The 10,981-nt window shown below is 70.1% G+C and carries 10 protein-coding genes and 1 pseudogene; 4 read left to right on the top strand and 7 right to left on the bottom strand.

From position 1 onward, the window contains the following. Positions 1 to 138 (bottom strand): alpha/beta fold hydrolase (locus C4U44_RS38385; protein ID WP_407642949.1); only part of this gene is annotated, 138 nt, incomplete at its 3' end. 90 nt (positions 139 to 228) lie between these two features. Then, positions 229 to 942 (bottom strand): alpha/beta fold hydrolase, encoded by a 714-nt coding sequence (locus C4U44_RS38380; RefSeq protein WP_103890757.1) that lies wholly within the window; start codon positions 940 to 942, stop codon positions 229 to 231. Between the two features lie 166 nt (positions 943 to 1,108). Here C4U44_RS38380 and C4U44_RS43095 point away from each other — a divergent pair, with 166 nt between their 5' ends. Beyond that, positions 1,109 to 1,747 (top strand): CGNR zinc finger domain-containing protein, encoded by a 639-nt coding sequence (locus C4U44_RS43095; RefSeq protein WP_103890756.1) that lies wholly within the window; start codon positions 1,109 to 1,111, stop codon positions 1,745 to 1,747. A 289-nt stretch (positions 1,748 to 2,036) separates the two neighbouring features. Here C4U44_RS43095 and C4U44_RS38370 read toward each other — a convergent pair whose 3' ends face one another. Next, positions 2,037 to 4,277, bottom strand: a complete 2,241-nt coding sequence (locus C4U44_RS38370; protein WP_103890755.1) for a helix-turn-helix domain-containing protein — start codon at positions 4,275 to 4,277, stop codon at positions 2,037 to 2,039. A 320-nt stretch (positions 4,278 to 4,597) separates the two neighbouring features. After that, positions 4,598 to 4,792, bottom strand: coding sequence for an integrase core domain-containing protein (locus tag C4U44_RS38365; protein ID WP_103890754.1), 195 nt, complete (start codon positions 4,790 to 4,792; stop codon positions 4,598 to 4,600). 121 nt (positions 4,793 to 4,913) lie between these two features. On the opposite strand from C4U44_RS38365, the pseudogene C4U44_RS38360 reads away from it, so the two are divergent. Beyond that, a pseudogene (locus C4U44_RS38360) lies at positions 4,914 to 5,742 on the top strand (IS5 family transposase). On the opposite strand, the gene C4U44_RS38355 reads toward C4U44_RS38360, so the two are convergent. Beyond that, complete coding sequence (locus C4U44_RS38355; RefSeq protein WP_103890753.1) at positions 5,739 to 6,083, bottom strand: DUF2750 domain-containing protein; 345 nt, start codon at positions 6,081 to 6,083, stop codon at positions 5,739 to 5,741. The pseudogene C4U44_RS38360 and the gene C4U44_RS38355 sit on opposite strands and share 4 nt — an antisense overlap. Before the next feature lie 590 nt (positions 6,084 to 6,673). Between C4U44_RS38355 and C4U44_RS38350 the strand changes: the two genes are divergently transcribed. Beyond that, complete coding sequence (locus tag C4U44_RS38350) at positions 6,674 to 8,128, top strand: MFS transporter (protein ID WP_103890752.1); 1,455 nt, start codon at positions 6,674 to 6,676, stop codon at positions 8,126 to 8,128. Further along, positions 8,112 to 8,873, top strand: a complete 762-nt coding sequence (locus C4U44_RS38345) for a hypothetical protein (RefSeq protein ID WP_103890751.1) — start codon at positions 8,112 to 8,114, stop codon at positions 8,871 to 8,873. Before C4U44_RS38350 ends, C4U44_RS38345 begins: the two co-directional genes overlap by 17 nt. Here the strand turns inward: C4U44_RS38345 and C4U44_RS38340 are convergent. Together C4U44_RS38340 and C4U44_RS38335 are read right to left on the bottom strand one after the other, a co-directional pair. Beyond that, a complete protein-coding gene (locus C4U44_RS38340; protein WP_103890750.1) occupies positions 8,847 to 9,938 on the bottom strand; it encodes an LLM class flavin-dependent oxidoreductase in 1,092 nt (363 codons plus the stop codon). The two genes, C4U44_RS38345 and C4U44_RS38340, sit on opposite strands and share 27 nt — an antisense overlap. Before the next feature lie 173 nt (positions 9,939 to 10,111). Then, positions 10,112 to 10,882, bottom strand: coding sequence for a class I SAM-dependent methyltransferase (locus C4U44_RS38335; RefSeq protein WP_103890749.1), 771 nt, complete (start codon positions 10,880 to 10,882; stop codon positions 10,112 to 10,114). Positions 10,883 to 10,981 lie beyond the last annotated feature (99 nt).

Genomic DNA, 10,981 nt, shown 5'->3' with positions numbered 1-10,981 from the left:
GATCAGGTCGCGGAACATGTGGCTGGAGGACGGGAATCCGTGCAGCAGGAGCAGCACGGGGGCATCCGGCGCCCCGGCCTCCCGGTAGAACACCTTGAGACCGTCCACGTCCGCGGTGCGGTACGCGATGTCGACCATGACGTTCACCCTCTTCTTCCTGTTCGGCGGCAGCCGGGTGGCCACCGGAATCTCTTGAGATCATTTGGATGTAACTAGCCAAGTAGATGTTTAGCGGTTACTGCTGGCCATTGCCGCTCCGGCCTCCTGTACGGCTTCCCACACGATGTCGGTCACTGCTTCCGGCGCTGTGAGCATGGGCAGGTGGTCGACCGGCAGGGTGCGGATCCGCGCGTTCATCCGCCCGGCCATGAAGCGCTGGGTCTCGGCGGGGATCATGCGGTCCTCCTCGGCGACGAGATACCAGCTCGGCCGGTCCTTCCAGGCGGGACGCCCCACCGGGACTCGGATGGCGGCGGCGGCGAGCGGCCGCTGGGTGGCGGCCAGTTGGGCCTGTTCCTGCGGGGAGGCGTTCTGGGCGAACGCCCCGGCGAAGGCCTCCCCGGGCAGCCGGATCAGCTCGTGCCGGTCGGGGCCGAGTTCAGGCGCCCGGGGATGCGGCTGCGCCCGGTAGAAGACGTCTGCCACGGTCTCGCCCTCGTCGGGTGCGAGTGCGGCGACGTACACCAGCGACGCGACCTTCTCGTCGGCCGTGGAGCCGATGACCGCGCCGGCGTAGGCGTGGCCGACCAGCACGACGGGGCCGTCGACCAGTTCCAGCGTCCGCTCGAGCGCCGCGATGTCGTCGGCCAGCGAGGTGAGCGGCAGCGGCGCCGCGACCGCCTTCACCCCTCTTGTTCTCAGCCCCGCGATCACCTTGTTCCAACTCGACCCGTCCGCCCAGGCGCCGTGTGCCAGCACCGCGGTGACGTCGTTCTGCGACATTGCCTGCTCCTTTCGGACTCCCCGCCCGGTGGAGGGGTGGCGGGCCTCTCTCGGTAACCGCCCTGATCCTTGTTTCAAGGTTATGAAGCGCGGAGTAACTTGTCAACAAGAGCCAAGGCGGTTACGGTCGTATGGGATCAAAGGAACCCACGAAAGGGGAGCCAGGATGGTCCAACGCGCACCGGCTCTGTTCCTCGCCGACACACCCGGCCTGGACTTTCTCAACTCGATCGCCACGCCTGCTGACACCCGGATCGACTGGATCGAGGACGGCGAGGGCCTGCTCGCCTGGCTCGAGCAGGCCGCACTGGTCTCGCACGGCACCCTCGCCTCACTGCGGGGGCAGGCCATGCCCGGAGAGCTCGACGCGATCGCCGCTCAGGCCCGCAGCCTGCGCGAGGAGTTCCGTACGTTCGTCGGCGCGCACAAGGGCAGGCCCTTGGACGCGGAAGCCCTGGCGGAACTGGCGCCCTTGAACCGGCTGCTCGCACGCGACGAGGGATATCTCCAGCTCACTGCCGAGGAAAACGGCAACGCACCGGCTGTCGCACTGCGGGCGACGCGACGCTGGCGGTCGCCCGAATCACTGCTGCTGCCCCTCGCCGAAGCGCTGGCGAGATCCGTCAGCCAGGAGGACTTCTCGGACGTCAAAGCATGCGAAGGACCCGCCTGCACGCTGCTGTTCGCCGATCACACCCGAGGACGCGTCCGCAGGTGGTGCAGCATGGCCATCTGCGGCAACCGCGCCAAGCAGGCCGCCCACCGTAACCGGGCCAGGAGGAGCCCGGACACCACGGACACGTGAGCCGCCCCGTACGGCGGGAGCCGGCGACCACTCACGTGACCTACCGAGCAACCACACCGCAGGCTCGTACCGGGCGTGGTTGTCGGCTGCTGGTGCGGGTCAAGGCGAGCTCATCCCCGTGCCGCCGGCTCGGCGCCGCGCACCGCTCAACCTCTCGGCCGGTCACCGGGTGTTGCTACGACGTCGGCAAGACCGTCAAACGCCCCGAGACCCTCAAGGCCATCGGCAGGCCCGGAAGATCTTTGCTGGATAAAGAACAAGATCAGGACTCGATCGGCCGGCGGCGCCGCTACTCGGCGGGCAGGGATTCCAGGATCGTTTGCGCGATCGCCACGTCGTGGCTCTTGGCCGTCTCGCCGAAGGAAAGGATTCGGAGTAGGCAGGAGCGGGCCTCCTCCGTCTCTTCGAGTTTGATCAGAACCTCCGCAAGGTCCAAGAGCATGCTGCTCTCGGCATAAGGAATTCCGACGCGCTGCACGTGAAGCAGGCCGCTGCGAAAGTGCTCGGCAGCCTCGCGCCATCGTCCCAGGGCGGCGTAGTCGCGGCCGAGCCCGCAGATCGCCCTGGCGCGGACGTGATCGGTCATATCCTGGCTCATCGGGGAGTCGGGGGCTTCCAGCAAGGCCATGAGAGGCTCGTGCAGGGCCATGCTCTCCTCGACGCGGCCCGAATCGCGCAGGGCAGCTCGATAGCTCTGCATGGAGACCAGCCAGTTTTTGTGGTCACCAGCGTCTTCTGCCAGGTCCATGGCCATACGGGACTTGTCCAAAAATGCCTGGAACTCGCCGAGTTGTTTGTGCGGCGACGTCGCCATGATCAGGGCCCAGGCCTGCTGCGCGGTGTCCCCGGCTCGACGGGCACACTCCAGCGCCTGGTCGGCGCGGTCGATGGCCTCCCGGTACCTGCCCTCGTATCCCAGCGTCCAGGCATAGTTGTTGAGATGGAAGGCCTCCCTGCGGAGGTCCCCGAGCGCAGCGGCAGCCTCGCTGGACAGGCGGTAGACCTCGCTCCAGCGTCCCCAGCCGTCCCAGACGCCACAGAGAACGTCCAGGGCTTCGGCGGTCTCCGCGACGCGGACGTGCTCGCCGCGCGCGGCCGCGCCGTGCAAGGCGGCGAACCAGGCGGCGGTTTCACTCACCAGCCAGCTCCGGGCCTGCTCAGCACTCGCCAAGGGGACCAGGCCCTGCCAGGTTGACGGTGGCCCGTCCTTGAAGCAGCGACCAGCCGCCATGGCAGTGTCCAACAACCACTCGCGCAGCCGCTCATCGGCCGCTTCCCGCTCCGCAACCCCTTCCTCCTGCAGCCGGGCGCGGGCAAACAATCTCAACAGGTCGTGCAGTTGGTAGCGGCCCGTGAAGGTGGCCTGGAGCAGGCCCGCCTCCACCAGTTCCGCCATCACGTCCTCGGCCTCGAACACCCCTGTGCCGCTCAGGGCAGCGCCGTAGGCGGCAGTCATGTCCGGGCTCGGGACCACGCTCAGCAGCCGCAGCATCCGGGCCGCCTGCCCGGTCAGCTGCCGGTAGGACAGTTCGAACGCCGCCTCCACCTGCACATCCCCTGCGGTCAGCGCCCCTAGCCTGCGTTCTTCGTCGGCCAGCCGTTGCACCAGATGGTCGACGCTCCAGCCGGAACGCACCGTGAGCCAATTCCCTGCTACGCGCAAAGCCAACGGAAGCCGCCCGCACAGTTCCGCCACCTCAGCCACGGCCCCGGCTTCGGCGTCTGCCCGCTGCGCCCCCAGGATCCGGCGCAGCAAGTCCACCGCCTCGGCCTGCGCCAGCCCCGACAATGCCAGTCGGTCCACGTCTTCCAGGCCCGACAGCGGCCGCCGGCTTGTCACCAGCACGAGACTCCGCCCGCCGGCAGGCAGCAGTGGCCGCACCTGCCCCTCGTCACGGGCGTTGTCCAACACCACCAGACACCTGCGGCTGCTCAGCAGGGACCGCAGCAACCCTGCTCGACCTGACGCATCCAACTGCGCCAGCCGATACTCGGTCACCCCGAGGGACTTCAAGAGTCTCAATAGGGCCTCGCCCGAATCCATCGGGCTCTCCACACCGTGCAGATCCACCACGAAGCAGCCGTCGGGAAACGTCTCGGCCAGATCCGCCGCCGCCTTCAGCGCCAGCGTGGTCTTCCCGCACCCCGGAGGCCCCGACACGACGTACACCGACGCCCCCGCACCGGCGACCGCCCGCCCCGCAGCGTCTCTCAGCCGGGACATCTCCTCCTCGCGTCCCGAGATGTCCCCCACCGATCTCGGTAGCGCCGTCCACGCGGCGACTACCGACTGGCCCGGACCTGCCGACCGCGCCGCAGCAAGCAGCGCCTCGCGATCCCTGTCCGCCAGCTCCAATCCCTCTGCGAGCGCCGCCACAGTACGCCGCCGCGGAACCCGGCTCCGCAGACGCTCCATATCGCTGATCGCCCGAACGCTCACCCCCGACGCCTCAGCCAGCCCCTCAATCGTCAGAAGACGCTCCTGTCGAAAACCACGCAAAACAATCCCAAACGACATCTCTTCGGACACGGTCTCTCCTCCCCCCGCCCCCTGGCCTCGGTCTTCCACGGCGTCGCCCAAAACGGTGACTGATCATCGCCCGGATACAGATCAGTACCCGCCGCCCGCAACGATGTAAGTTGTCGAGACAAACACCATGCGTGGGTGGGGGCACCGAATTCGCACCACGGTAATCGACGCCTGTGTGGTCCGGCCATGCCGGCCGACGCGGCGCCCGCCGAGCCATGCACTCCGTCCAGATGCTGCACCGCCTCCCGGCCCGCACCGGCGTGGAGGAGCCCGCCTCCGAGCGCGACGTCTCGTACTCGACGGGTGGCACGTGGCCTATTTCACCGTGGAGTCGTCGGGTGGCAGTACCAGTCGATCCACTCGGCGGTGGCCGGCTCGACCTGGGAGAGGGTCTTCCGGGGTCTTTGTGGCTTGATCAACTCGGTTTTGTACAGGCCGATCGTGCTCTCCATGAGGGCTTTGTCGTACGCGTCGCCGACGGACCCGATCGATGCGGTGACGCCGGCAGCGTCCAGGTGCTCGGCCGGCTTGAAGCCGGTGTATTGGCTGCCCGCATCGCTGCGGTGTAAGAACTCCTAACGAAATGATCTTCGAGGTGATTGGATCGCTCCGGGACTGACGATCCGGGGGTGCGAGGTGGCTCGGCCGAAGCCGTGGGAAGTCGATGACGAGTTGTGGGCGGTGATCGAGCTGCTGTTGCCCAAGGTTGAGCGCCGGACCCGGCATCCCGGGCGCAAGCGGCATCCGGACCGGCTCGTGTTCCAGGGCATCCTGTTCGTCCTGCACACCGGGATCGCCTGGGAGCACCTGCCGCAGGAACTCGGCTTCGACTCCGGCATGACCTGCTGGCGCCGGCTGGCCGAGTGGACCGAGGCTGAGGTGTGGCCGTAACTGCACGAGGCCCTCCTCGTCAGGCTCCGCAGCGCGAACGCCCTGGACTTCTCCCGGGCGGCCGTCGACGGCTCCCATATCCGCGCGTTAAAGGGGGACCAAGACGGGACGAAGCCCTGTCGACCGGGGCAGGACGGGCAGCAAGCACCACCTGATCACCGATGCCACAGGCATCCCGCTCGCCGCCACCCTGACCGGCGGCAACCGCAACGATGTCACCCAGCTGATCCCTCTCCTCCAGGCTGTGCCGTCCGTGCGGGGCAAGCGTGGCCGGCCCCGGCGCCGCCCGGACGTGGTGCTGGGTGACCGCGGCTACGATCACGACAAGTACCGCCGCCTGGTCTGGGACCTTGGCGTGAAGCCGGTGATCGCCCGGCGCGGCATCGAGCACGGCTCCGGGCTGGGTACCCAACGCTGGGTCGTGGAGCGCGCGTTCGCCCACCTGCACTGGTTTCGCCGGCTGCGGATCCGCTGGGAGATCCGCGACGACATCCACGAAGCCTTCCTCACCCTCGGATGCGTACTCATCTGCTGGCGGCGACTGCGCGCTCTGGTGACCGATGCCGTGGGCTAGCTATCTGCCGCTAGCCGGTTAAGGACTTCCCTGGGGGTGAAGCTCCAGCCGACCAGACGCGGCCCACTCCAGTTGATGCCGATCACGAGTCCATCCCTGGCGGCATCGGGCAGTACAAGGTCGCACCAGGTGTCCAAGGGCATGGAGTCGACGCGGAGCCCGCGCCCCCAGATCTTCGCCGCCCTCTGAGCCCGGGGCGAGGTCGACCAGAAGGGAAAACTTCGCGTGCCGTCCGCGGAGAGGTGAGTCGGGCTTCCGTCGTCATCCCGGACAAGCCAGACCACTCTGTTTTCACGGACGTCTCGGAAGAATGCCGCCGCTTGAGAACCGCTCTGACTCATGGCCACCGAGCCTAGTGTTCCCCAAGACCCATTTCGTTAGGAGTTCTAACAGCTCACCCCGAACGTGGGGCTGTTCGTCGCGGCCGCGCTGCCACAGTGCCATCTCCAAGGAGTCGAGGACGAGCTGGGTCCGTTTCGACGTCGCGGCGGGAGAAGGTGTCCACGACGAAGGGGACGTGGACGACGCCGGCCCAGGTCGACACATGTGTGAGGTCCGCGACCCAGCAGCGATTCGGCGCGGTGGCGACGAGTTGCGGTCCACCCGGTCCGGTGTCCGCTCGGCCTGCTTCACCCAGTTCCGCAACGTCTCAGCCGAACCGATGCCCAGCTTCGGCGCGACTGCCTTCAGCGCGGCCGATTGATTCGGGTAGTCACCGCGGGCCTGGTGGTCTTCGACGGGTAGAGCATGGCGCTCGCGTTCCGCTGCCGCGTCGGCTGATCGCCCCGGCGGTGGGGGGGAGTTGCGTCGCGTGGGGGAGTGGATTCGGCCAAGGTTTCTGGTACGTGGTGGGTGCTCAGGACGTTTGTCGTTAGCCTGTGCGGATCGTCGACCGGTCGTCCGTGGCCGGTTTCCGGGGGGGAGGGATTGCATGGCTGAGGGTGGTGGGGCCACGCCCGAGCAGAAGCCCAAGGGGCTGGTCTCGCGGTTGTTACCCGATCCGGGGCCGCCGCGTGTCCTGGCGCTGTCCACCGCGCTCTACGGCACGGGTTTCGGGTTCTACTCCTCCGGGACTCCCATCTATTTCCACCGTATCGTCGGGCTGTCGGTGTTCCGGGTGGGGCTCGGTGTCACGCTGGCCGCCGTGGTGTGGATGCTCGCCGCGCCGGTCGCGGGCCGGCTCACCGACCGGATCGGTGCCCGGGAGATGGCCGTCCTCACCGGTTTCCTCCAGGCGCCGCTGCTCCTTGTCGCGACGAAAGTGACGTCCTTCGGCGGGTACGCGGCCGTCGTCGTCCTGTTGGGCATCGCCGAACGCGCGGGTGCCGTCGGCAAGATGGCGTACATCGGGCAACTGCTCGACTCCGAGACCCGCGTCCGGCTGTTCGCGTACAACCGCAGTGTCATCAACATCGGGATGACGGCTGGTGTGGCGCTGTCGGGCCTGGCCATCGCCCGCGACACCAAGGACGCCTACCTGCTGCTCTTCTACGGCTTCGCGGCGGTGTCGGTGGCCAACAGTGCGCTGATGCTGCTGCTGCCGCACCTGCGGGTGGGGCCGGGGAAGTCCCCTGGCGGCAAGAAGAGCTCGCTGCGGGGCAACAGCGCGCTGCGGGACCGGCCGTTCGTGGTGGTCTCGTTCCTGTGCGGGCTCACCGCGGTGTGCGACACCATTCTCACGCTGGCTCTTCCGCTGTGGATCGTGGCGGAGACCGACGCGCCCCGTGCGATGGCGGCCTGGCTGATCGGGCTGAACACGATCCTGGTCATCGTCTTCCAGGTGCGTGCCAGCGAGGGCGCGGACACCCCGCTCGGGGCCGGCCGCAAACTGCGCCAGGGCAGCGTCGCCCTGGCCTTGTCCTGCGCCGTCATCGGTGTCTCCGCGCTGGGCGGTTCCATGTCCCTGGCGCTGGTCCTGCTGGTCGTGGCGACGGTGCTGCTGACGGTCGGCGAGCTGCTGACCTCCTCAGCGCAGTGGGGGCTCCAGTACGGCCTGTCGCCGCGGCACAGCCAGGGCGAGTACGGCGCGGTGTTCTCGATCGGGTACACGGTGCAGTCCGTGATCGGGCCGGTGGTGCTGACCGCGCTGATGGAGAGCGTCAAGATCGCCGGCTGGCTGCTGATGTGCCTGATGTTCGCCGCCCTCGCGGTGGGCGCCGCCCCGGCCGTGGGCTGGGCGATCGCCACGAGGCCGGAGGAGCCGGACGGGGCGCAGGAGCCGACTCAGGCCGGCCAGGCGGGCCGGGCCGACGGGCCGAAGGACGGGGAGCAGCCGCCCGGGCCGCAGGAGCCGCAGGCGCAGGCCCCCGGCAGCACACCGGCCCCGCCGTACGGGCTCGATCCCGCCGTCGACGCCGAGGGAGGCGTGGGTGCCGACCAGCGATGACGCCGTGCTGGTGGTCGAGTTCACCGGCCTGGCCTCCGAGATGTCCTTCGAAGCGGCGTTCCCGAGCGGTTCCGGCACGCCGGTGATCCGGGTCGATCCGCTGGTCGGGGTGGCCGGCGACGGACCCGTGGACGTCGCCGCGCATGCCCGGGCCGTCGCACATGGGCATGCCGGCGGCGGCCCGTACCGCGCCGTCGTCGCGAACTGCAACGGCGCGCCGTTCGCCGTCCACCTGGCGGCTGCGCTGGCCGCAGAGGGTGTCCCGCCGGGGGCGGTGGTGCTCGTCGACCCTCTCGCCGTCACCGGAGAGGATCTGTCCGGGACGGTCGCCGACCTGCTGGCGGGGCTGGGCGCCGCGACGGAGGTGCCGACCGGGCTCTTCGGGGCGGGGGAGCCGGGGAGGCTGTTCGCGGCGGCGACGGTGTTCCTGCGGGCCGCCGTGGCCGAGCGGCTGGGCGACGTCCTGGAGGAGGACGAGGATCCCGGCCTGGTCGCCGACAGCCTGGTGGGCCGGTATGCGACCTGGATCGCGCTGCTGACGGGCAACCTCGGCGCTCGGCGGCCCGCGCTCGGCATCCCCGTCCAGGTGCTGCACACCCACGGCCGCGACGATCTGGGGTTTGTGGTGGACGCGCGGGCCGGTGTCACGCGGCTCCCGGTGTCCGAGGGGGTGCGGGACGCCGACGCGCCGCTGGCGCACCCGGGGACGGTCGAGGTGCTACGCCGTGCGGTTGGCGGTCACTGACTCCGGGGCCAGGCCGCGGCTGGCCAGTTCGGGTACCAGCAGGCGGCGCAGGACCCGGGCCTCCTCCAGTTTCGGGTAGCCGGAGAGGATGAACGCGTCGACGCCGGCGGCGCGGAACTCCAGCAGCCGGTCGGTGACGTCCGCCGGGGTGCCGACCAGTGCGACGGCCGCGCCGAACCGGCCGGTGCCGATGCCGGCCCACAGGTTCGGGCCGACGAGGAGGTCGTCGCGCGCGGCGAGGTCGTTCTGCCCGGCCCGCTGCGAGCGCGTGTCCGGGCGCTGGGCGCGGATCGTGGCCCGGACGGCGGGCTGTACCCGGGAGACGATCTCCCGTGCCGCCGCCCATGCCTCCTGCTCGTCCTCGCGTACGACGAGGTGGGCGCGCAGGGTGACCCGGACCTTTCGGTCGATGCCGGGGGTGGCCCGTAGCGCCGCCACCTCCGCGGCCACTTTCGGCAGCGGGCCGGCGAACATCAGGTACTCGTCGCCGAACCGGCCGAGGAGTGCCCGGGCCCGGGGTGAGGAGCCGGACATGGCCAGCGGGATGCGGCGCCGCGGGCGCCGTTGCAGGGCGGCCCCCTCCACGGTGTAGAAGGGTCCCTCGTGGCGCACGGGCGTGTCGTCGTAGAGGACCTGGTGCAGCACTTCCAGCCATTCCTCGAGCCGGTCGGTGCGCACCTCCTTGCTCTCGAAGTCTCCGAGCCAGCGGTCCTCGGCCCAGCCGCCGGTGGTCACGTTGAGCCGGACCCGGCCCGGGAAGAGGGATTCCAGGCCGCAGACGGCCGCGGCGGCCTGCACGGGGTGGAGTTGGTTGGGACGTACGGCGAGCAGCATCCCGATCCGGGTGGTGCGGCCGAGCACGGCGGCGGCGGTGGTGAAGGTCTCCAGGTCGTTGTGGAAGCTGGTGGGCACCAGCATCTCCTGGCAGCCCGCGTCCTCGGCGGCGCGCGCGATGTCCACCAGGCGGTCCAGCGACGGCGTGCTGCACTCGGCCGGCCAGGTGCCGATGTGGTGCACGTCGGGGCCCAGCGGCAGGAACCAGGAGTAGGAGAGTGCTGGGGACATGGGGCCTCCTCAGTGGGTCCGCCGGGGCGGTGGGGCGAGCGGGGTTGGGGCGTAGGGCGGTTGGGCGGAGGGGCGGGCACGTGGACCGGTGGGTGTTTCGGAACGGCGCAGCCCGGGGGCGCCGTTCGGGCGGGCTCGGGGCGGGGGTACCCGGGAGGGCGGGGGGTGGGGGTTCAGCGTCCCGGTGGGCGTTCGAAGACGAGGACCGCGTCGATCACCTCCCGGGCGCGCGGCCGGGCCGGTTCGGGTAGGGCGCGCAGTTTCGCGCAGGCCCGCTCCGTCGCTTCCGCGGCCTGGGCGCCGCCGGTCCAGGCGCCGGAGAACAGGCCGGTGGACAGTGCCTCGGCCATGTCCTGCGGGGACTCCTCGAAGACCTTGGCGCGTTGCCCGAACGGGCCGAGGAATCTCAGTCCGCAGGACTCGGCGGCCGGTGCCAGCACTTCCGGGCCGTCCTGGCGGGTCCGGGCCGGATCGAGGAGGTCTTCCAACTCGTTGACCACGGCGCCGATGTCGTCCGTGGGTCGCTGGCCGCGCGCGGGTATCACGTAGTAGCGGCCGCCGGGTTCCAGTACCCGCGCCACTTCCGCGAAGACGGCCGTCCGGTCCGGCACGACGTGCAGCAGCCACGTGGAGACCGCCTGGGCCACGGAGGCCGAACGCACGGGCAGCCGGGCAGCGTCCGCGACCGCGACGCGGGCGCCGAGCCGGTGCCGGGCCAGCGAGAGCATCGCGGGCGCCAGGTCGACGCCGAGGGTGGGGATGCCGCACCGGGCGAGTTCCGCGGCCACGATGCCGGTGCCGACGCCCACGTCCAGCAGCGCGCGCCGGGCGTCCAGGAGCGGTGCCAGCTGCGCCGCGAAGCCCTCCGCCCGCGCGCTGCCGCCGCGCGACTCGTCGTACTCCCGGGCGATCTTGTCGAATTCGGCGGCGCTGTCGGCCGTCATCTGTCCCCGCCTTCCCGTTCCGTCGTCTGTCGTTGTCTGATCTGTCGTTGTCTGCCGGTGGCCGGTCCGCCCGCGCGGGGCCGGGTCCACTCGGTACGG

The organism is Actinacidiphila yanglinensis (assembly GCF_900107965.1).
Classification (GTDB): domain Bacteria; phylum Actinomycetota; class Actinomycetes; order Streptomycetales; family Streptomycetaceae; genus Actinacidiphila; species Actinacidiphila yanglinensis.
The sequence above is the reverse complement of the archived record's forward strand: the minus strand, read 5'-3'. Positions and strand labels throughout refer to the sequence as shown.

Excerpts from the sequence above, each read along its gene's own strand:
- C4U44_RS38380 (WP_103890757.1), bottom strand. The coding sequence starts at position 942 with ATGTCGCAGAACGACGTCACCGCGGTGCTGGCACACGGCGCCTGGGCG.
- C4U44_RS43095 (WP_103890756.1), top strand. The coding sequence starts at position 1,109 with ATGGTCCAACGCGCACCGGCTCTGTTCCTCGCCGACACACCCGGCCTG.
- C4U44_RS38355 (WP_103890753.1), bottom strand. The coding sequence starts at position 6,083 with ATGAGTCAGAGCGGTTCTCAAGCGGCGGCATTCTTCCGAGACGTCCGT.
- C4U44_RS38350 (WP_103890752.1), top strand. The coding sequence starts at position 6,674 with ATGGCTGAGGGTGGTGGGGCCACGCCCGAGCAGAAGCCCAAGGGGCTG.
- C4U44_RS38340 (WP_103890750.1), bottom strand. The coding sequence starts at position 9,938 with ATGTCCCCAGCACTCTCCTACTCCTGGTTCCTGCCGCTGGGCCCCGAC.
- C4U44_RS38335 (WP_103890749.1), bottom strand. The coding sequence starts at position 10,882 with ATGACGGCCGACAGCGCCGCCGAATTCGACAAGATCGCCCGGGAGTAC.